14 protein-coding genes are annotated in these 20,893 nt (G+C 71.1%); 10 read left to right on the top strand and 4 right to left on the bottom strand.

All coding sequences use genetic code 11. The annotated features are described in order from the left end of the window. Positions 1-170 precede the first annotated feature (170 nt). Together HQM25_RS07910 and HQM25_RS07915 are read left to right on the top strand one after the other, a co-directional pair. The gene (locus HQM25_RS07910; RefSeq protein WP_172989742.1) at positions 171-2,024 is read left to right on the top strand and encodes a glycosyl transferase; all 1,854 of its coding nucleotides are present in this window, start codon (positions 171-173) and stop codon (positions 2,022-2,024) included. Further along, a complete protein-coding gene (locus HQM25_RS07915; protein ID WP_172989743.1) occupies positions 2,021-2,956 on the top strand; it encodes a tetratricopeptide repeat protein in 936 nt (311 codons plus the stop codon). Before HQM25_RS07910 ends, HQM25_RS07915 begins: the two co-directional genes overlap by 4 nt. A gap of 18 nt (positions 2,957-2,974) precedes the next feature. Here the strand turns inward: HQM25_RS07915 and glgB are convergent, their stop codons facing one another. The 3 genes from glgB to glgX form a co-directional block, all read right to left on the bottom strand. Next, positions 2,975-5,143 carry a 1,4-alpha-glucan branching protein GlgB gene (glgB, locus tag HQM25_RS07920; RefSeq protein ID WP_172989744.1) on the bottom strand — a complete coding sequence of 723 codons (2,169 nt, stop codon included), beginning with the start codon at positions 5,141-5,143 and terminating at the stop codon, positions 2,975-2,977. Continuing rightward, positions 5,140-7,164, bottom strand: a complete 2,025-nt coding sequence (locus HQM25_RS07925) for an alpha-1,4-glucan--maltose-1-phosphate maltosyltransferase (protein ID WP_254359656.1) — start codon at positions 7,162-7,164, stop codon at positions 5,140-5,142. Before HQM25_RS07925 ends, glgB begins: the two co-directional genes overlap by 4 nt. 128 nt (positions 7,165-7,292) lie before the next feature. Next, a complete protein-coding gene (glgX, locus tag HQM25_RS07930; RefSeq protein WP_172989746.1) occupies positions 7,293-9,377 on the bottom strand; it encodes a glycogen debranching protein GlgX in 2,085 nt (694 codons plus the stop codon). A gap of 57 nt (positions 9,378-9,434) precedes the next feature. Between glgX and HQM25_RS07935 the strand changes: the two genes are divergently transcribed. From HQM25_RS07935 to HQM25_RS07950, 4 genes are read left to right on the top strand one after another with little or no spacing between them, the layout of a single operon-like run. After that, complete coding sequence (locus HQM25_RS07935) at positions 9,435-10,616, top strand: cysteine desulfurase family protein (RefSeq protein ID WP_172991575.1); 1,182 nt, start codon at positions 9,435-9,437, stop codon at positions 10,614-10,616. A 9-nt stretch (positions 10,617-10,625) separates the two neighbouring features. Beyond that, on the top strand, positions 10,626-11,723 hold the full coding sequence (gene mnmA / locus HQM25_RS07940) for a tRNA 2-thiouridine(34) synthase MnmA (protein ID WP_172989747.1): 1,098 nt from the start codon (positions 10,626-10,628) through the stop codon (positions 11,721-11,723). Between the two features lie 35 nt (positions 11,724-11,758). Further along, complete coding sequence (gene ligA / locus HQM25_RS07945; RefSeq protein WP_172989748.1) at positions 11,759-14,122, top strand: NAD-dependent DNA ligase LigA; 2,364 nt, start codon at positions 11,759-11,761, stop codon at positions 14,120-14,122. Positions 14,123-14,146: 24 nt separating this feature from the next. Further along, complete coding sequence (locus HQM25_RS07950; protein WP_172989749.1) at positions 14,147-14,455, top strand: YciI family protein; 309 nt, start codon at positions 14,147-14,149, stop codon at positions 14,453-14,455. Positions 14,456-14,461: 6 nt separating this feature from the next. On the opposite strand, the gene HQM25_RS07955 is transcribed toward HQM25_RS07950, so the two are convergent. Continuing rightward, on the bottom strand, positions 14,462-16,162 hold the full coding sequence (locus HQM25_RS07955; RefSeq protein WP_172989750.1) for a long-chain-fatty-acid--CoA ligase: 1,701 nt from the start codon (positions 16,160-16,162) through the stop codon (positions 14,462-14,464). A gap of 66 nt (positions 16,163-16,228) precedes the next feature. Here HQM25_RS07955 and gatC point away from each other — a divergent pair, with 66 nt between their 5' ends. The 4 genes from gatC to dinB are packed head-to-tail and all read left to right on the top strand — an operon-like array spanning position 16,229 to position 20,858. Next, entirely contained in the window at positions 16,229-16,528 is a 300-nt protein-coding gene (gene gatC / locus HQM25_RS07960; RefSeq protein WP_172989751.1) for an Asp-tRNA(Asn)/Glu-tRNA(Gln) amidotransferase subunit GatC, read from the top strand. A gap of 8 nt (positions 16,529-16,536) precedes the next feature. Next, positions 16,537-18,057, top strand: coding sequence for an Asp-tRNA(Asn)/Glu-tRNA(Gln) amidotransferase subunit GatA (gene gatA, locus HQM25_RS07965; protein WP_172989752.1), 1,521 nt, complete (start codon positions 16,537-16,539; stop codon positions 18,055-18,057). Beyond that, entirely contained in the window at positions 18,057-19,571 is a 1,515-nt protein-coding gene (gene gatB / locus HQM25_RS07970; RefSeq protein ID WP_172989753.1) for an Asp-tRNA(Asn)/Glu-tRNA(Gln) amidotransferase subunit GatB, read from the top strand. Before gatA ends, gatB begins: the two co-directional genes overlap by 1 nt. A gap of 36 nt (positions 19,572-19,607) precedes the next feature. Continuing rightward, positions 19,608-20,858, top strand: coding sequence for a DNA polymerase IV (dinB, locus tag HQM25_RS07975; RefSeq protein WP_172989754.1), 1,251 nt, complete (start codon positions 19,608-19,610; stop codon positions 20,856-20,858). Positions 20,859-20,893 lie beyond the last annotated feature (35 nt).

Below are 20,893 nucleotides of genomic sequence, written 5' to 3' on the forward strand. Positions count from 1 at the left end.
CCCGGCCTTCCCTCGGCTCGGCGGCCGACGTCCTCCTCGTCAGAATACGCGCGAGGGGGCTCGACTCCCGGCAATGGCGCCTCCCACGGCGCTTTCAGGTCGACACCGCTACTCTGAAATGTCGAATCAACGGCCAGCCGCGCCCGTGGCAGGCCGGGAAGGTGTTCCGAGTGCGTTTCGTGTGGGCCGTCGTGGCGTTCGTCATCGCCACCGTGATGATCGGGGCGGGGATCGCCCAGCGAACGGTCTTCCAGGGCCCCAAGACCGCGTCCACGCAGATCCAGACGTCCGGTGAGGCGCCGTATCTGCTGATCGAGGGCGAGGTGCTGGGCCAGCTTCCGGGCACGCAGACACTGCGTGCCCACGCGGAGGGGGACATCTTCGCGGCGTTCGGCCGCACCGCCGACATGGAGGCGTGGCTGTCGGACACCACCTACGACTACGTGACCCTCGAAGACGACGGGACCATGTCGACGACGGCGGTCGAGCCGGAGGAGACAGGTGCCGAGGGCGAGGCGGCGACCGAGGGCGAGGCGGCCACCGATGAGGCGGCAACCACCCCCGACACCGCTCCCGCCGAGGATGTCCCCGCGCGGAGCCCCGTCGGCTCCGACCTGTGGCTCGACGAGTTCCAGCAGACCGATGTGCTCATCGCACCGCTGCAGGTGCCGGAAGGCATGTCGGTGCTCGTGGCGACCGACGGGACCGCGTCGGCGCCGTCCGAGGTCGCCGTGTCGTGGCCGCTGGAGACCTCGACCCCGTGGGCCGGGCCGCTGATCGTGGGCGGCGGCATCGTGATGGCGGTCGGCGTCTTCCTGTACATCCTCGCGATCCGCCACGCGCGCCGCGCCCGCGGCCCGCGCCGCAAGGGCCTGCCCCTCCCGATCACCGAGCCGATCGACCTGTCGATCGACTCGCCGGAGAAGGGTGTGATCAGCTCGACATCGACGACCCGACGTGCCGTGTCGACCGGCCGCCGCGCGTTCGCGGCCGTTCCGGTGGTGGCCGTGTCCGCGCTCCTTTTCACCGGGTGCGCCGCCGACGCCTGGCCGCAGCTGGCCGCCACCTCCACCCCGACGCCCACCGCGACGGTGGTGGCCCCCGAGGGGCAGCAGGCTCCCGCGGTCACCAAGGCGCAGACCGAGCGCATCCTGTCGCGGATCGCTGCCACGGTCGCCGAGGCGGACGAAGCGCGTGACCCGGCGTTGGCGGCCACGCGACTGGACGGCGCCATGCTCGCGGCGCGCGAGACGAACTACACCCTGCGGGGCGCGATCGCGGACTACCGCACTCCGGCGCCGATCGTCGGCAAGCCGCTGTCGATCATCCTGCCGCAGGCCTACGACGAGTGGCCGCGATCGGTGATGGCGGTCGTCGACGACGAGGAGTCGAAGACCTCGAGCATCATGCAGCTGACGCAGGCGGACCCCTGGTCGGACTACAAGCTGTCGTACCAGGCAAGCCTCGAGGCATCCACTCTCATGCCCGACCTCGCACCGACCTACATCGGGGCGAACCAGGTTCCGCCGGACTCGTCGTTCATGATCCTCCCTCCCGGGGAGGTCGCCGCCGCGTACGCCGACGTCATCAACAACGGCGAGAGCAGCGAGTACTACAGCCTCTTCGAGGTCGAGGGGGATGCCTTCCGCGAGGCCATCGCGGCCGACCGCGCACGACGCCTCGAAGCGTTCAACGAGACGGCGAAGGGAACGGGAAGCCTCACGTTCTCGGCCGCGCCCGGCGCCTTCGACCCCTTCGCGCTCGCGACGCTCGAGAGCGGTGCGATCGTGGCGGTGAGCCTGAGCGAGGCCGACACCGCCGTGCCGACCAACGAGGACGCCCTGATCAAGCTGACGGACAGCCCGACGGTCAAGGCCCTCGCCGGTGCGGAAGAATCGTCGACGGGGTTCACCACGACCTTCAGCGATCAGCTGTTCTTCTACGTTCCCGGTCAGGGATCTTCGGAGAAGATCCGCCTGCTGGGTTACGCCTCAGACATCCTCGACGCCAAGGAGATCCCGTGACCGATGCCGCTCCCGCCGCCCTGCGCGGCGCTGTCGACCTCTCCGCGCTGCGCAATCGTCCGGAGCCGGCCGCGGCGGGCGGTGCGCCGACCGCGGGGGCGGTGCCCTCGCTGGTGATGGATGTCACCGACGAGACCTTCCCCCAGGCGATGGAGCTCTCGCGCACGGTCCCGGTGGTCATCGACCTGTGGGCGGAGTGGTGCGCACCCTGCAAGCAGCTCAGCCCGGCGCTGGAGCGCGTGGTCACCGAGCTCGGCGGTCGGATCGTGCTGGCGAAGGTCGACGTCGACGCCAACCCCCAGATCGCTCAGGCCTTCCGCGCGCAGTCGATCCCGATGGTCGTCGGACTCATCGCCGGTCAGCCGGTGCCGCTGTTCACCGGCGCCGTGCCCGAGGAGCAGGTGCGCGAGGTGTTCGCGCAGCTGCTTCAGCTCGCCGCCCAGCACGGCGTCACCGGGTCGGTGTCGGTCGCCGACGGCGAGGCGCCCGAACAGGCGGGCCAGCCCGAGGAACCGCCGCTTCCGCCCCTGCACGCCGAGGCCTATGCCGCGATCGAGGCGGGGGACTACCCCCGCGCGATCGCCGCGTACGAGAAGGCACTCGCCGAGAACCCGCGCGATGCCGATGCGCGCGCCGGTCTCGGCCAGGTGCGGCTGCTCGACCGCGTCAGCGGCGCGAACCTGCAGGCGGCCCGGGATGCCGCGGCTGCGGCCCCTCACGACGTCGCGGCCCAGTTCCTCGTCGCCGACCTCGATGTGTCGGGCGGGCATGTCGACGACGCCTTCGCGCGTCTTCTCGACCTGTTCGCCGCCCTCCCGGGGGATCAGCGCGGTCCGGTGCGCGAGCGGCTCATCGAGCTGTTCGGCCTCGTCGGCGATGCCGACCCGCGGGTCGCCCAGGCCCGCGCGCGCCTGGCTGCTCTCCTGTTCTGACGGCGCGGGCGCCCGCCCTCAGCCCTGGGTGGGCGACGGGATGTGCGCGTGGCGGTCGTGCTTGAGCCACAGCACGCCCAGCGGCGGAAGCACCATCTTGGCGCGGTGGTCTCCGTCGGCGTGGACGATGCCGAGATTCCCGACCCCCGAGCCGCCGCGATCGGCCGCATCGGAATTGAGGATCTCCCGCCAGACCCCGGTCTCGGGGAGGTCGATCTCGTAGTCGTAGATGGGGACGCCGGAGAAGTTGCACAGCACGGCGACGGTGTTTCCGTGCCAGTCGCGGCGGGCGAAGGCGATCACGTTGGGGTTCCACGAGGGGCCGCCCAGTCGTGTGAACGCCGATCCGTCGGCATCCCGTGACCACAGTGCCGACTCTTCGCGGTAGACGCGGTTGAGGTCGCCGACGAACTCCTGCAGCTGACGGTGGGACGGCTGGTCGAGGATCCACCAGTCGAGTCCGCGGCCCTCGGACCACTCCGAGAGCTGCCCGAACTCCTGACCCATGAACAGCAGCTGCTTGCCGGGGTGACCCCACATGTAGGCCAGGAACGCGCGCATGTTCGCGAGCTTCTGCCAGTGGTCACCGGGCATGCGCCCGAAGAGGCTTCCCTTGCCGTGCACGACCTCGTCGTGGCTGATGGGGAGGATGAAGTTCTCGCTGAACGCGTAGACGAAGGAGAACGACAGCTCTCCCTCGTGGTGGGAGCGGTACATCGGGTCGCGCGCGATGTACTGCAGGGAGTCGTTCATCCACCCCATGTTCCACTTGAAGCCGAAGCCGAGTCCGGCCTGGTTGGTGGGGGCGGTGACGCCGGGGAAGCTCGTCGACTCCTCGGCGATGATCGCGATTCCGGGATACCGCTTGTAGGCGGTCGCGTTGACCTCCTGCAGGAACGCGATCGCCTCGAGGTTCTCGCGGCCGCCGTGGATGTTGGGCACCCAGTCCCCGTCCTCGCGGGAGTAGTCGAGGTAGAGCATCGAGGCCACCGCATCCACCCTGAGGCCGTCGACGTGGAATTCCTCGAGCCAGAACAGCGCGTTGGCGACGAGGAAATTGCGCACCTCGCGCCGGCCGTAGTCGAAGATGAGCGTGCCCCAGTCGCGGTGCTCCCCGCGCCGGGGGTCGGAGTGCTCGTACAACGGCTCGCCGTCGAAGCGCGCGAGCGCGAACGCGTCCTTCGGGAAGTGCCCGGGCACCCAGTCCATGATCACGCCGATGCCGGCCTGGTGGAGCCGGTCGATGAGGTAGCGCAGGTCGTCCGGGCTGCCGAACCGGCTGGTCGGCGCGAAGTACCCGGTGACCTGGTATCCCCACGAGCCGCCGAAGGGGTGCTCGGCCAGCGGCAGGAACTCCACGTGGGTGAAGCCGAGCCGGTCGACATGCTCGATCAGCTCATCGGCGGCGTCCCGATAGGACAGCCCCGGACGCCAGGAACCGAGGTGCACCTCGTAGATCGACATCGGCTGGGACACCGCAGCCGACTTCGCGCGGCGCTCCATCCACTCGTGGTCTGCCCACCCGTGCCAGCTCTCGGTGACCACCGAGCCGGTGGCCGGGGGAACCTCGGCGGCGCCGGCCATCGGGTCTGCCTTCACCACCCAGCCGTTGCCCCGGGTGCGGATCTCGAACTTGTAGACCGCGCCGGCCCGCACGCCCGGGATGAAGAGCTCCCAGATGCCGCTCGAGCCCATCGAGCGCATCGCGTGGCCCTGGCCGTCCCAGGAGTTGAAGTCGCCGACCACGCGCACGGCGCGGGCGTGCGGCGCCCACACGGTGAACGCAGTGCCCACCGCGCCGTCGTGCTCTCGCACATGCGCGCCGAGCACCTTCCAGAGCTGCTCGTGGCGCCCCTCCGCGACGAGGTGGAGGTCGAGCTCCCCGAGGAGGGGCGGGTGCCGGTAGGGGTCATCGACGACGAAGTCGGGCCCGTGCTCGTACGTGGTGGCGATCTCGTAGCGGCCGCGTTCGCCGGCCTTCACCCCCGCCCACACGCCGGCGCGCAGGTGGGAGAGGGGCACACGCGTACCGTCGGCGAAGACGGCCGTCACCGACGCCGCGAGCGGGCGTCGTGCGCGCACGATCCAGCCCGCCGTGCCGTCGCCGGCCGGATGGATGCCGAGCACGGCGTGCGGGTCGTGATGCGTGCCGGCTCCGACGGCATCGAGGATCTCGTCGGAGGTCATCGGGACTCCTTCACGTGCAGGATGTGGACGGGTTCGCGGAAGGCGTCGAGCATGACGAAGTTGTGATCGGACCAGGTCCAGCTCTGGCCCGTGATCAGATCCTCCACCTCGTACGTGTCGCCGGGGTCGACGCCCCACACCCGGGTGTCGAGGTGGACCATGGTCTGGCGCACCGAGTGCGGGTCGGTGTTGACGACGACGATGATCGTGTCGCTGCGCCCCGACGGCGACAGAGCGGCGTCGAGATGCTTCACGTAGACGAGGATCGCGTCGTCGTCGCTCCAGTGGATGCTGATGTTGCGCAGCTGCCGGAGGGCGGGGTGCTCCCGGCGGATCTCGTTCAGGCGCGTGAGGAAGGGGGCGAGGGAGTCTCCGCGGGCCTCGGCACCCTGCCAGTCGCGGAACTTGTACTCGTACTTCTCGTTGTCGATGTTCTCTTCCGAGCCGGGCCGGGCGACGTTCTCGAACAGTTCGTACCCCGCGTACACCCCGTACGTCGGCGCCGCGGTGGCCGCGATGGCCGCGCGGATCACGTACGCGGGCCGTCCGCCGAACTGGAGGTACTCGGTGAGGATGTCCGGGGTGTTGACGAAGAGGTTGGGGCGGACGAAGTCGTCGGTGTCGTGCGCCAGCCCGCGCAGGAACTCCTCGAGCTGCTCCTTGGTGTTGCGCCAGGTGAAGTACGTGTAGCTCTGCTGGAACCCCGCCGAGGCGAGCGACTGCAGCGGTGCGGGGCGGGTGAAGGCCTCCGCGAGGAAGACGATGTCGGGATGGTCCGCGCGGATCGTGCGGATCAGCCACTCCCAGAATTGCAGCGGCTTGGTGTGCGGGTTGTCGACGCGGAAGATGCGCACGCCCTGCGTGATCCAGTGGCGGACGATCCGCAGCACCTCGGCCCGGATGCCGTCCGGGTCGTTGTCGAAGTTGACCGGATAGATGTCCTGGTACTTCTTCGGCGGGTTCTCCGCATACGCGATGGACCCGTCGGGAAGCGTGGTGAACCACTCCGGGTGCGCCTGCACCCAGGGGTGGTCGGGGGCCGCTTGAAGGGCGAGGTCCAGGGCGACCTCGATGCCTTCTGCGCGGGCGGCGCGGACGAATGCGCGGAAGTCCGCCAGCGATCCGAGATCCGGGTGCACGGTGTCGTGCCCGCCTTCGGCGGCGCCGATCGCCCACGGCGACCCGGGATCACCGGGCTTCGGGTCCAGCGTGTTGTTGCGCCCCTTGCGGTTGATGCGGCCGATCGGATGGATCGGGGGCAGATACAGCACGTCGAAGCCCATGCGAGCGACCGCAGGGAGACGCCGTGCCGCGCTGCGGAAGGTGCCGCTCTTGATCGTGCCGTCCTTGAACCGACGGGCTCCCTCGGAGCGGGGGAAGAACTCGTACCACGCGCCGACGCCGGCTCGCTCCCGTTCGACGAGCACCTCGAGCGGGTCGCCGAGGGTCATGAGCGAGGTCAGGGGCCGCGCGGCGAACGCGGCGGTGAGCGACGGGTCGCGCACGACGGCGAGGGCGGCGTCCGGATCGGTGGCGGGGTCGCGCAGGACGACGGCGGCGGCGGAGAGCTCGCGGCGCTGTGCGACCGGACGGCTGCGCTCGGCCCCCGCGCGGGTGAGCAGCTGCGCACCGATCTCCTGCATGAGCGGCACATCGACGCCCGCGGCGATCTTCAGCTCCGCGGCGTGCTGCCAGGTGCCGAAGTCATCGCCGAACGACTCGAAGCGGAACCGCCAGATGCCCTCTTCGAGGAGCGCCACGTGCGTCTCCCACTGGTCGAATCCGTCGTGGAGGGCGTGGAGGCGGTGCAGCGACACGTCGCCGGAAGGGGCAGTCAGTCTCAGCTGCACGCCGATGCGGTCGTGCCCCTCGCGGAACGAGGTCACCCGGAACGGAACGACTTCGCCCGCGTACGCCTTCGGCACGAACGCGCCCCACGGGACCGAGGGCGACGGCTTGGCGAGGGGGACGCGCTGCGCGACGGTCGAGCGGTCGGACTCCCACTCGGACGCATCCCGCACGGGGATCGAGCTGCTGCTGCGCCAGGAGAGGGGCTGAGGGGCACGTGTCGTCTTAGCCACGTCTCGAACCTATCGCGCGCGCCCCGCTGGAGACAGGAGGCGCCGGCGGGACGGCATCCACGAAACGATCACTCGGCACGGAACAGATGCATCCCCGTGCCGGGCAGAGGCACGACCTCTCCGGGCGCGAAGGCGCGGCCTTCGCCGGCAGGACGCTCGTCGAAGCTCGTCCACAGCGACACGAAGCGCGTCACACCATCGATCCTCGGCAGCGACGCCTCGACGGGATGCTCGGATCCGTGGACGATGAGCAGAATCCGGTTGAACTCCTCGTTCTCGGGCGTAGAGGTGGCCACGTACTGGAGCGTGCGGTGGGCGGGACTGGTCCAGCGCTCGCCGGACATCGTCTCGCCGCGCTCGTCGTACCAGTCCATCACCGACGCCGACGGCGTGTGCTCGTCGAGCCGGGCGAAGCGGATGGGGCGCAGAGCCGGATTCTCCCGTCGGACCTCCAGCAGCCGCCGCACGTGCGCGCGCAGATCGTCCTGCCAGGGAGCGTGATCCCACGACAGCCAGGTCAGCGGCGAATCGTGGCAGTACGCGTTGTTGTTGCCGCGCTGCGTGCGGCCGAACTCGTCGCCCGCGGTCAGCATGGGCACCCCGGCCGACAGCAGGAGGGTGCCCAGAAGATTGCGCATCGCCTTGCGTCGGGTGGCGAGAATGCCGGGGTCGTCGGTGCGCCCCTCGGCGCCGTGATTGAACGAGCGGTTCGTGTCGGCGCCGTCGCGGTTCTGCTCGCCGTTGCCGAGATTGTGCTTGACGTCGTAGGCGACCAGATCGTGCAGGGTGAACCCGTCGTGCGCCGTCACGAAGTTCACGCTCGCCAGTGGCCCGCGCTCGGGGCTGAACGTGTTCGACGAGCCCGCCAGCCGCGTCGCGAGGCCTCCGACGCCGACCGGGGCGGTCGAGGCGCGGCGCGCGTAATCGACGTCGGAGAGCCAGAAATTGCGCACGCGGTCGCGGTAGCGGTCGTTCCACTCCATCCAGCCGTCGCCGAAGTTGCCGGTCTGCCACCCGCCCATGCCGACGTCCCAGGGCTCGGCGATCTTCTTGACCCCCGCCAGCAGCGGATCGTCGATGATCGCGCGCAGCAGCGGATGGTCGGGGGTGAAGTGGTGGGCGGCGTCGCGACCGAGCGTGGCGGCAAGGTCGAGGCGGAAGCCGTCTATCTGCATCTCCTCGGCCCAGTACCTCATCGAGTCGAGCACCAGCCGCGCCGCGGCATCCACCGAGGTGTTCACGGAGTTGCCGCACCCGGTGACGTCGATGTACGCGCCGTCGGGCTGCTGACGGTAGTAGGCCGCGTTGTCGATGCCGCGCAGGCTCGACCGTGGCCCGCCGATGGCCTCCTCGGCGGTGTGGTTGTAGACGACGTCGAGGATGACCTCGAGTCCCGCCTGGTGGAGGAGCTTGACCATCCCCTTGAACTCGCGCAGCACGGCATCGGGGCCTTCCGCGCGCGCCTGGTCGGTCGCGTAGGCCGCGTGGGGGGTGAAGAAGTTGAGGGTGTTGTAGCCCCAGTAGTTCGAGAGCCCGTGCTGGAGCAGCCGCGGCTCGGTGACGAACGCGTGCACGGGCAGCAGCTCGATGCTCGTGATCCCCAGGTCGAGGAAGTGCTCGATCATCGCCGGGTGGGCGAGCCCGGCGTACGTGCCGTGCAGCGCGGGCGGCACCGCCGGGTGGCGCTTGGACAGACCCTTCACGTGCCCCTCGTAGATCACCGTGCGATCGAGGGGGACGGCCGGCTTGCGCACGTCGCCCCAGTCGAAGGTCCGGTTCACCACGACCGAGCGCCAATCGCCGTAGCCGCCGCTGACGAGCCCCTTCGAGTACGGCTCGACCAGCAGCGTGCCGCCGTTGAAGGTGTTCCCGGCGCCCGTCGGTCCGTCCACCCGCACGGCGTAGCGCGCGCCCGGCTTCAGACGCGGCGTCGTCACGCTCCAGACGTCGCCCCCGACCGGTTCGAGGGCGATGGTCTCGGTGATCCAGTCGAGGTCGGTGCGATCGAAGACGACCAGCTCGACCGTGGATGCCGCGCCCGACCAGACCCGCAGGGTGCCGCCGTCGGGGCCGAGCGTGACTCCCAGATCGTCGAGGTCGGAGCTGAGGAGTCCCGGCGGGGCGATCCGCGCGGAAGGATCCGGGCTGAGCATGCGATCTACAGTAGTGAGGCAGTGAGTCCAGGAGGTTACGCCGAGCGGGAGGTGCCGATGGTCGTCTATCTCGATCACGCCGCCACGACGCCGTTGCGCGCCGAGGCGCGCGAGGCCTGGCTCGCCGCGGCGGCCCTGACGGGCAACGCGTCGTCGATCCACGGCGCGGGTCAGGCGGCGCGTCGGCTGCTCGAGGAGTCCCGTGAGCGCCTGGCCGTCGTTCTCGGCTGCGATCCGATCGAGGTCGTGCTGACCTCGGGCGGCACCGAATCGGTCAACCTCGCCCTCCAAGGGCTCTGGCGCGCGGGCGGCGGCGACGGACCGGTGGTGCTTCCCGACGGCGAGCACCACGCGACCCTCGACACCGTGGCCGCCCTCGCCCGCGACGGCGCCCCGGTGCGCGCGGTGCGGCTCGACGAGCGCGGGGCGATCCCGGTGGCCCGTTTCCGCGCGGCGCTGGAGGGCGCCGCGCTGGCCACGGCGCTCGCGGCCAACAACGAGGTGGGCACCGTCAACGACGTCGTGGGGCTCGCGGCGGCGGCCGCGGATGCCGGGGTCGCGCTGCACGTCGACGCGATCGCCGCGCTCGGGCACATCCCCGTGGACGTCCGCCGCTGGCGGGGCGACGCGGTCGGCGGCACCGGTCTGGTCGCCGTCAGCGTCTCCGGGCACAAGGTCGGCGCGCCGGTCGGAGTCGGCGCGCTGGTCGTCTCGCGTGCCGCCGAGCCCCGTGCCCTGCTGCACGGGGGAGGTCAGCAGCGGGGCCTGCGGGCCGGCACCCAGGATGTCGCGGGCGCGGCGGCCTTCGCCGCGGCCGCGGAGTGCGCCGAATCCGAGCGCGAGGCAGAGGACGTGCGGCTGCGCGCTCTCGCGCGCGAGCTCGTGGCGCGGGTGCGCGCCGGGGTTCCCGATGCCGTGCTGCTGGGCGATCCCGATCGGCGGCTCCCCGGCAACGTGCACCTGCTTCTCCCGGGCGCCGCGGGCGAGACGCTCCTGTTCCTGCTCGATCAGGCCGGGATCAGCGTGTCGACCGGATCGGCGTGCCAGGCGGGCGTGCCCGAGCCCTCCCACGTCGTCATGGCCTTGGGGCGAAGCGAGATCGAGGCGCGGCAGGTGCTGCGGGTCACCCTGGGGCGCACCTCCACGGCCGCCGACGTCGCGGCGTTCGCGGCGGCCCTTCCGGCCGCCGTGGAGCGTGCGCGCGCGGCATCCGGCCCCCGCTCAGGCGGCGGTTCGTAGACTGGGACGATGCGGATCCTGGCGGCCATGAGCGGCGGCGTCGATTCCGCCGTGGCGGCAGCACGTGCCGTCGAGGCGGGACACGACGTCGTCGGAGTCCACCTCGCCCTCTCGCGCGCCGGAGGCACCCTGCGCACCGGCAGTCGCGGCTGCTGCACGATCGAGGATGCGATGGATGCCCGTCGGGCAGCCGATCGCCTGGGCATCCCCTTCTACGTGTGGGACTTCTCGGAGCGCTTCCGCGACGACGTCATCGAGGACTTCGTCGCGGAGTACCGTGCCGGGCGCACGCCCAACCCGTGCATGCGATGCAACGAGAAGATCAAGTTCGCGGCCCTTCTGGAGCGAGCGCTCGAGCTCGGCTTCGACGCGGTGTGCACCGGCCACTACGCGACGCTCGTGGACGGCCCCGAGGGCCTGGAGCTCCACCGTGCGTCGGATGCCGCGAAGGACCAGTCCTACGTCCTGGGAGTGCTCACCGCCGACCAGCTCGCGCACACCTACTTCCCGCTCGGCTCGACCCCGTCGAAGGCCGTGGTGCGCGCCGAGGCCGCCGCGCGCGGCCTCTCGGTGGCGCAGAAGCCCGACAGCCACGACATCTGCTTCATCCCCGACGGCGACACGAAGGGCTGGCTCGCCGAGAAGGTCGGCACGGCGACCGGTGAGATCGTCGACCGCGCCGGGGCGGTGGTGGGCTCCCACGAGGGCGCGCACGCCTTCACCGTCGGCCAGCGTCGCGGCCTCTCGCTCGGGGTTCCCGCACCCGACGGCAAGCCCCGCTTCGTGCTGGAGGTGCGGCCGGTCTCGAACACCGTCGTGGTCGGGCCGAAGGAGGCCCTGGCCACCGCGCAGATCGCGGGGGAGCGCTACTCGTGGGCCGGGCGGCCCCAGCCTGACGGCGTGTTCGACTGCCACGTGCAGATCCGTGCGCACGCCGAGCCGGTGCCGGCGGTCGCGACGCTCGCCGACGGCGTGCTGTCGGTGCGCCCCGAGAGCCCATTCGACGGCGTCGCGCCGGGACAGACCGCCGTGCTCTACCTCGGCACCCGCGTGCTCGGCCAGTTCACGATCGACACCACCGTGTCGGCTGCACCCGTCGACGCCTGACGGCCGTTGTCGGCGGTCGCTCCTAGACTGTCCGGGTGACCGACGCCGCGCTTCCTGCACCGATCAGCCTCGACGACGCGCGGACCGAAGCGGCGGAGCTGACCGATCGCATCCTCGACGCCCGTGACGCGTACTACGGGCGCAACGCGGAACTCGTCGACGACGCCACCTATGACCAGTGGATGCAGCGGCTCGAGCAGCTCGAGCGCCTGCATCCCGAGCTCCAGGGCCAGGATTCCCCGACGCAGACGGTCGGCGCCGCCGAGAGCTCGATGTTCGCCCCGGTCACGCACGCCGAGCGCATGCTCAGCCTCGACAACGTCTTCTCCGACGACGAGCTGCGGGAGTGGTGCGCGAAGACCGCCACGGCGGCCGGTCGCACCGTGCGCTGGCTGACCGAGCTCAAGATCGACGGTCTCGCCATCAGCCTGCGCTACGAGAACGGCCTGCTCACCTCGGCGGCCACGCGCGGAGACGGCCGGGTGGGGGAGGACGTCACCGTCAACGCCCTGCGCGTGTCCGGCATCCCGCAGCGGCTGGAGGGCACCGGCCATCCCGCGATCGTCGAGGTGCGCGGCGAGGTGTTCATCCCCGTCGCCGCGTTCGAGCGGCTCAACGCGCTGCAGGCGGAGCTGCGGGACCGCGCGGTGGAGGAGTCGCGCGCCCGGGGGAGGAGCTTCGACGAGGCCAAGGCCCGGGTCAGCGCCGAGCGCCGCTTCCCCTCCTTCGCCAACCCGCGCAACGCCGCGAGCGGCGGTCTGCGCCAGCAGCTGGAGAAGAAGGACGGCCTGGAGCTCGAGGCGGGCCGGGCGCGACTGGACTCCCTGCGGCTGTTCGTGCACGGGATCGGAGCGTGGCAGAGCCCGCCGGTCGCGGCGCAGAGCGAGGTGTATGCGCTTCTGAGCGAATGGGGGCTGCCCGCGAGCCCCTACTTCCGCACCGCCGACGACATCGACGGCGTGCTCGGGTTCGTCGACCACTACGGCGAGCACCGCCATGACGTGGAGCACGAGATCGACGGGGTCGTGGTCAAGGTTGACGAGCTCGCCCTGCACGCCGAGCTCGGTGCCACCAGCCGCGCGCCCCGGTGGGCGATCGCATACAAGTACCCGCCCGAGCAGGTCAACACCAAGCTGCTCGACATCGTCGTCTCGGTGGGGCGCACCGGCCGCGCGACGCCGTTCGCGGTCATGGCCCCCGCCCGCGTCGCCGGCAGCGTGGTGCGTCAGGCGACGCTCCACAACCAGGACGTCGTGCGCGCCAAGGGCGTGCTGATCGGCGACACGGTGGTCCTGCGCAAGGCCGGCGATGTCATCCCCGAGGTGCTGGGTCCGGTGGTGGAGCTCCGAGACGGAAGCGAGCGCGCCTTCGTCATGCCGGCCGACTGTCCCGAATGCGGGTCGCCCCTCGCCCCCGCGAAGGAGGGCGACATCGACCTGCGCTGCCCCAACACGCGGGCCTGCCCCGCACAGGTGCGCGGTCGTGTCGAGCACATCGGGTCGCGCGGCGCGCTCGACATCGAGGCCCTGGGCGAAGTCACGGCGGCGGCGCTCACGCAGGCAGAGCCGCCTGCACGCGCACCGCTGGAGACTGAGGCCGGTCTGTTCTCGCTCTCCCTCGAGGATCTCGTGCCGATCTCGGTGATCGTGCGCGACGCGGACAGCGGCGAGATCAGGGTGGATGACACCACCGGCGAGCCGGTGCGACGGGCACCCTTCCAGAAGCTCGGGCCCGCGACCTACCCTCCCGGCACCGATGATCTCGACCCCGCGGAGAGGCGCCGCGCGGGTGTGCGGAAGACTCATCGCGAGGTGCTCCCGTCCGAGCAGGCGATCAAGCTCATCGCCGAGCTCGACAAGGCGAAGACGAAGGAGCTGTGGCGGCTTCTCGTGTCCCTCAACATCCGCCATGTCGGCCCTGTGGCGGCGCGCGCGCTCGCCCAATGGTTCGGATCGCTCGACGCGATCCGCGCCGCCGAACGGGAGCAGCTCGCCGAGGTCGAGGGTGTCGGTGCGATCATCGCCGATTCGCTGCTCGACTGGTTCGATGTGGATTGGCACCGCGAGATCGTCGATCGCTGGGCAGCCGCGGGTGTGCAGTGGACGACTCCGGGTCACCTCGGCCCGGGGGCCGCGACAGCCGCCGGCGGCGTGCTCGAGGGTCTGACGGTCGTCGCGACCGGATCGCTCGACGGGTACACGCGAGACGGAGCGCAGGAGGCGATCATCCGCGCCGGCGGCAAGGCCGCCTCGAGCGTCTCCAAGAAGACCGACTTCGTCGCGGCCGGTCCCGGGGCCGGCTCCAAGCTCGCCAAGGCCGAGGAGCTCGGGATCCGCATCCTCGACGCGGCCCAGTTCCACATCCTGGTGACCGACGGCCCCGACGCCCTCGACTCCTGAAGCGGCGCGCGGGAGGATCGCCTCATGGCGCAGTGGCTCTATCGCATCGTCCCGTCGCGGCCCGGCATGGTGATCGCGCCGACTCCGGAGGAGGAGCGGATCGTCGGCGAGCACTTCCGGTACCTGGTGTCACTGCGTGACGCGGGAGTGCTGATCCTCGCCGGGCGCACCCAGGAGCATCCCGGCACTTTCGGCATCACGATCTTCGACGCCGACGACGAGCAGGCCGCGCGCGCCGTGCTCGACGGCGATCCCGCCGTCGCCGCCGGGGTGTTCACGGCCACCCTGCACCCGTACGCGGTCGCCGTCGCACGGGACGGACTCGTCGGCTGAGACGCCTCAGCTTCCCGAGGTGAGCGCGAGCAGCGTGTCGCGCACCTGTCGGCGCAGCACCTTGCCGATGAGGGACTTCGGCAGATCATCGACGACGAACACGCGTCGCGGCACCTTGTACGGAGTGAGGATGCCGCGGGCGAAGTCGCGGATGGCCTCCACATCGACCTCGGCGCCGGGCGCGACGACGATCGCGGCGACGACCTCTTCGCCGGAGTGCTCGCTCGGAAGGCCCACCACTGCGGCGTCGTCGACCGAGGGATGCTGGCGCAGTGCGTTCTCGACCTCGGTCGGGGCGACGTTGAAGCCGCCGGTGATGATGAGCTCCTTGATGCGGTCGACGATGCGCACGAAGCCGCCCTCGTCGATGGTCACGATGTCGCCCGTGCGGAACCAGCCGTCGGCGAAGACGGCCTCGGTGGCCTCGGGTTTGCCGTAGTACCCGCTGAAGACCTGCGGACCGCGCACGACGAGCTCGCCGCGCTCACCCGGGGCGACGTCGACGGTGGGGTTGTCGGGGTCGACCACCCGGCACTCCGTTCCCGGCAGGGGGAGGCCGACCGTACCGGGCACCCGGTTCTCGGCGACGGGGTTGGCCATGAGCACCGGCGAGCACTCGCTGAGCCCGTACCCCTCGACGAGATACCCGCCGGAGGCGCGCTCGAACGGCACGACCAGTTCATGCGGCAGCGCCATGGCCCCCGAGATGGCGACCGCGGTGCCCGCGATCGACACGCCCTTCTCCTCGGCGGCCTTCAGCAGGCGATCGGCGATGGGCGGCACGAGAGGCAGGAACGTCGCCGGGTGCTTCTTGGTCGCCTCCAGCACCATGTCGGGATCGAACCGCGGGAACAGCACCAGGCGCGCTCCCATCGACATCGCGAAGGTGAGGCAGAGGGTCAGCCCGTACGCGTGGAACATCGGGAGCACGGCGTACACCACGCAGCCGTCGCCGCGCACGATGGAGGGCACCCAGGCCTGGGCCTGCGCCGCATTCGACAGGAGGTTCCGGTGGGTCAGCGATGCGCCCTTGGGGTTGCCCGTCGTCCCGCTCGTGTACTGGATGAGCGCGAGATCGTCGGTCCCCGGGCGCGGGAAGGAGGCGGCGAGCCGGTCATGGCGGACGATGTCCTCCCACGGCGTCGTTCCGCGCACCGGTTCGTGGAGGGCCTCGCGCGCGTCGCGGGCCTTCGCGATCGGAAGCTTCAGTGCGAGTCGGGTGCCCAGCGGCATCGCCTTGATGATGTCCACCGACACCAGGGTCGACACGGCGAGATCGGCGGGGAATTCCTGCACGGTCTTCACCACCTTCGACCAGACGATCGCGTGGCGCGCGCCGTGATCCTCGAACTGCTTGCGCAGCTCCCGAGGCGTGTAGAGCGGGTTGTGCTCGATGACCACCGCGCCCAGGCGCAGGATGGCGTAGAAGGCGACGATGTGCTGCGGGCAGTTCGGCAGCACGATCGCGACCGGGTCTCCCGGGCCCACGCCCTGGGCCCGCAGCCCCGCGGCGGCACGCTCGATCTGCTCGTTCAGCTCGCGGTAGGAGGTGGTGCGCCCGAAGAACTGCAGGGCGGGGGCGTCGGGATAGTCGCGTGCGGACGCCTCGACGATGTCGACGAGGGAGCCGGTCACGGGCTCGAGGTCGGCGGGAACGCCGTCGGCATAGCTGGCGATCCATGGGCGCGGCGGGTCGTACGTCGTCACCCCACCAGCCTACGTCGCCCGCGGCCTCCGCCGTGGGTCGGGGGCGCGACGGCCTAGACTTGTCTGGTGTCTGAAATCACCCCCGATCTCGTGCGCCATCTCGGTGTGCTCGCCCGGATCCAGCTGAGCGACGAGGAGGTCGAGCGCCTCACCGGCCAGCTCGACGTCATCGTCGACAACATCGCCAAGGTGTCCGAGGTCGCCACCCCCGACGTGACGGCGACCAGCCACCCGGTCGCGATGGAGAACGTGTTCCGCCCCGACGTCGTCGGCGATCTGCTGACCCCCGCGCAGGTGCTGCAGAACGCCCCGGATGCCGCCGACGGCCGCTTCCGGGTGACCGCGATCCTCGGCGAAGAGCAGTAAGGGAAGACATGACCGACCTGACCACGCTGAGCGCCGCTGCGCTCGCCGACAAGCTCGCCTCGGGCGAGGTGTCCAGCGTCGAGGCGACGCAGGCCCACCTCGACCGCATCGCCGCCGTCGACGGCGACGTGCACGCCTTCCTCCATGTGAGCGACCACGCCCTCGACGTCGCCGCGGACATCGACCGCCGTCGTGCCGCCGGCGAGCCCCTCGGGCCCGTCGCCGGGGTTCCCCTGGCGATCAAGGACGTCCTGGTCACCACCGACATGCCCTCCACCAGCGGATCGCGGATCCTCGAGGGGTACATGTCGCCCTACGACGCGACGGTGGTCGCGCGCTCGCGCGCGGCAGGCCTCGTGCCGCTGGGCAAGACCAACATGGACGAGTTCGCGATGGGGTCCTCCACCGAGCACTCCGCCTACGGGCCGACCCGCAACCCCTGGGACCTCGAGCGGATCCCCGGCGGTTCCGGAGGTGGCTCGGCGGCCGCGGTCGCCGCGTTCGAGGCGCCGCTCGCGCTCGGTTCGGACACGGGCGGCTCGATCCGACAGCCCGCGCACGTCACCGGCACCGTCGGAATCAAGCCCACGTACGGCGGCGTCAGCCGCTACGGCGCGATCGCCCTGGCCTCGTCCCTCGACCAGGTCGGCCCCGTGACGCGGACCGTGCTCGACGCCGGCCTCCTGCACGACGTCATCGGCGGCCACGATCCACACGATTCGACCTCGCTCACGCAGGAATGGCCCTCCTTCGCGGCGGCCGCCCGGGAGGGCGCCACCGGTGAGGTCCTGAAGGGCCTGCGGGTCGGCGTCATCACGGAACTGCCCGACAGCGGCTTCCAGCCGGGCGTGTCCGCATCCTTCCGCGCGGCGCTGGATGCGATGGAGGCCCAGGGGGCCGAGATCGTCGAGATCAGCGCACCCCACTTCGAGTACGGCGTGGCCGCGTACTACCTGATCCTGCCCGCCGAGGCATCCAGCAACCTCGCGAAGTTCGACTCCGTGCGGTTCGGACTGCGCGTGGACGTCCCCGGCGGAACCGTCGAGGACGTGATGGCCAAGACCCGCGACGTCGGGTTCGGCGACGAGGTCAAGCGCCGCGTCATCCTGGGCACCTACGCGCTGTCGGCCGGCTACTACGACGCGTACTACGGATCGGCGCAGAAGGTGCGCACCCTCATCCAGCGCGACTTCGACGACGCCTTCGCGAAGGTGGACGTCATCGCCACCCCGTCGGCACCGACCACGGCGTTCCGCCTCGGCGAGAAGATCGACGACCCGCTGCAGATGTACCTCAACGACGTCACCACCATCCCCGCCAACCTCGCCGGCGTCCCGGGCATCTCGATCCCGTCGGGACTCGCGGCCGAGGACGGGCTGCCGGTCGGCATCCAGTTCCTCGCGCCGGCGCGTGAGGACGCCCGCCTGTACCGCGTGGGCGCGGCGCTGGAGGCCGTGCTCGTCGATTCGTGGGGCGGCCCGCTGCTGGACCGTGCGCCGGTGCTGGGTTCGAACGGAGGGGTCCGCTGATGGCCAAGGACAAGCTGATGGACTTCGACAAGGCGCTCGAGCTGTTCGAGCCCGTGCTCGGCTTCGAGATCCACGTCGAGCTCAACACCGAGACCAAGATGTTCTCGGCCGCTGCGAACCCGGCCAACTCCGCCCATCACGGCGCGGAGCCCAATACCCTCGTCGCGCCGGTGGACATGGGACTGCCGGGCTCCCTGCCCGTCGTGAACGAGACGGCGGTGCGGTACTCGATCAGCCTGGGCCTCGCCCTGGGATGCTCGATCGCGCCTTCGAGCCGTTTCGCCCGGAAGAACTACTTCTACCCCGACCTGGGCAAGAACTATCAGATCTCCCAGTACGACGAGCCGATCGCGTTCGAGGGGCAGGTCGATGTGGAGCTGGCCGACGGCACCATCGTGACGGTGCCGATCGAGCGGGCGCACATGGAGGAGGATGCCGGCAAGCTCACCCACATGGGTGGCTCGACCGGTCGCATCCAGGGTGCGGAGTTCTCGCTCGTCGACTACAACCGCGCGGGCGTGCCGCTGGTGGAGATCGTCACCAAGCCGATCTTCGGCGCCGAGCACCGCGCTCCCGAGATCGCCAAGGCGTACATCGCGACCATCCGCGACATCGTCATCGCGCTGGGCATCTCGGAGGCGCGCATGGAGCGCGGCAACCTCCGCTGCGATGCCAACGTGTCGCTGCGCCCGCGGGGGCAGGAGAAGCTCGGCACCCGCACCGAGACCAAGAACGTGAACTCGATGCGCTCGGTGGAGCGCGCGGTGCGCTACGAGATCCAGCGTCAGGCGGCGATCCTCGCCGCGGGCGGCACGATCACGCAGGAGACCCGTCACTGGCATGAGGACACCGGGACCACGTCGCCGGGGCGGCCCAAGTCCGACGCCGACGACTACCGCTACTTCCCGGAGCCCGACCTGCTTCCCGTCGTGCCCGCGCCCGAGCTCATCGAGCACCTGCGCGCCGCGCTGCCCGAGCCGCCGGCCGCGCGCCGTCGCCGCCTGAAGGCGGACTGGGGTTTCACCGATCTGGAGTTCCAGGACGTCGTCAACGGCGGTCTGCTCGCCGAGGTGGAGGCCACGGTCGCCGCGGGTGCGGCTCCCGCCTCCGCGCGCAAGTGGTGGACGGGTGAGATCACGCGCATCGCGAACGCCCGCGCCGCCGAGCCGGCCGCGCTCATCGAACCGGCTTCCGTGGCGCACCTGCAGAAGCTGGTCGACGACGGCAGTCTCACCGACAAGCTCGCCCGGCAGGTGCTCGAGGGCGTCATCGACGGCGAGGGGTCGCCGCAGGAGGTCGTCGACGCGCGCGGGCTCGCGGTCGTCTCCGACGACGGCGCGCTGATCGCGGCCATCGACGAAGCACTGGCTTCGCAGCCGGACGTGCTCGCGAAGATCCGCGATGGCAAGGTGCAGGCCGCCGGGGCGATCATCGGCGCGGTGATGAAGGCGATGAAGGGTCAGGCCGATGCCGCGCGTGTGCGGGAGCTGATCCTGGAGCGCGCCGCGCAGTAGTCCGACGCTGTCGGCGGTACGCGAGAGGATCTCGGCATGGGACGCGGCGACGGCACCGGCCGGATGGTGTCGCCCGACGGTGCCGACGACACCGGCGCGGGCATCCTCCACGTCGACATGGACGCGTTCTACGCGTCGGTGGAGGTGCTCGACGACCCTTCCTTGAAGGGCAAGCCGATCGTCGTCGGCGCTCCGGAGGGCCGCTCGGTCGTCTCCAGCGCGTCGTACGAGGCGCGCCGATTCGGTGTGCGTTCGGCCATGCCTGTCGGCCAGGCTCTGCGGCTGTGCCCGCAGGCGGTCGTGGTGGAGCCGCATTTCGACAGGTACACCGCGCTGTCGGCGCAGGTGATGGAGATCTTCCGCTCGGTCACGCCGCTGGTCGAACCGCTGTCGATCGACGAGGCGTTCCTCGACGTGCGCGGCGTGCGCCGGCTGTGGGGGAGCCCGGGGGTCATCGCTCGCGACCTGCGACGGCGCGTGCGCGATGAGACAGGGCTCGCGTGCAGCGTCGGCGCGGCGGCGACCAAGCACGTCGCCAAGATGGCCTCCACCGCCTCCAAGCCAGACGGGCTGCTGATCGTCCCCGCCGCGGCCACGGCGGACTTCCTCGCGCCGCGGCCCGTGGGGGCGCTGTGGGGCGTCGGGCCCAAGGCGTCGGAGGCACTCGAGGCACGCGGCATCCATACGGTCGCCGATGTCCTCGGCGTGCCCCGCGGCGTGCTCGACAGAGCGCTCGGCCCGGCGATGGGCGCGCGCATCTGGGAGCTGGCCCGCGGGATGGACGCCCGCGAGGTGCACACCGAGCGGGTGGAGAAGAGCATCGGCCACGAGGAGACGTTCCACGAAGACGTCTCCGACGGGGTGGTCCTGCGCGCGGAACTGCGGCGGCTCGCCGACCGCGTGGGCGCGCGGCTGCGCCGGCACGGATGGGAGGCCGCGACCGTGGCGGTCAAGGTGCGCTTCTCCGACTTCAGCACCATCTCCCGCTCCACGACGCTGGCCGAACCCTCGGCGGTCGGTCAGCGCATCGGCGATGCCGCTCTGGAGCTGCTCGACGGGGTCGAGCGCCGCCTGCCGGTGCGGCTGATCGGGGTGCGGGCGGAGCGGCTGCGGCCGGCCGGCAGTGCCCCGGCGTCGCTGTGGGACGACGACGAGGAGTGGCGGCGTCTGGAGAGCGCTCTCGACGACGCCTACGCCCGCTTCGGCAGCGGGACCATCACCCGCGCCGCGCAGCTGGGCCCCCGCCGCGGCGGTGGTCTGTCGCATCCGCAGCCGCCGGTCGAGTGACGACGTGCTGGGCAGAGCGGGTGCGGGCCGCTAGC

Origin of the sequence: Microbacterium hominis (assembly GCF_013282805.1) — a bacterium.
In the GTDB taxonomy this organism is placed as follows: domain Bacteria; phylum Actinomycetota; class Actinomycetes; order Actinomycetales; family Microbacteriaceae; genus Microbacterium; species Microbacterium hominis_B.

Excerpts from the sequence above, each read along its gene's own strand:
- mnmA (WP_172989747.1), top strand. The coding sequence starts at position 10,626 with ATGCGGATCCTGGCGGCCATGAGCGGCGGCGTCGATTCCGCCGTGGCG.
- HQM25_RS07935 (WP_172991575.1), top strand. The coding sequence starts at position 9,435 with ATGGTCGTCTATCTCGATCACGCCGCCACGACGCCGTTGCGCGCCGAG.
- glgB (WP_172989744.1), bottom strand. The coding sequence starts at position 5,143 with ATGACCTCCGACGAGATCCTCGATGCCGTCGGAGCCGGCACGCATCAC.
- glgX (WP_172989746.1), bottom strand. The coding sequence starts at position 9,377 with ATGCTCAGCCCGGATCCTTCCGCGCGGATCGCCCCGCCGGGACTCCTC.
- gatA (WP_172989752.1), top strand. The coding sequence starts at position 16,537 with ATGACCGACCTGACCACGCTGAGCGCCGCTGCGCTCGCCGACAAGCTC.
- dinB (WP_172989754.1), top strand. The coding sequence starts at position 19,608 with ATGGGACGCGGCGACGGCACCGGCCGGATGGTGTCGCCCGACGGTGCC.
- HQM25_RS07950 (WP_172989749.1), top strand. The coding sequence starts at position 14,147 with ATGGCGCAGTGGCTCTATCGCATCGTCCCGTCGCGGCCCGGCATGGTG.
- gatB (WP_172989753.1), top strand. The coding sequence starts at position 18,057 with ATGGCCAAGGACAAGCTGATGGACTTCGACAAGGCGCTCGAGCTGTTC.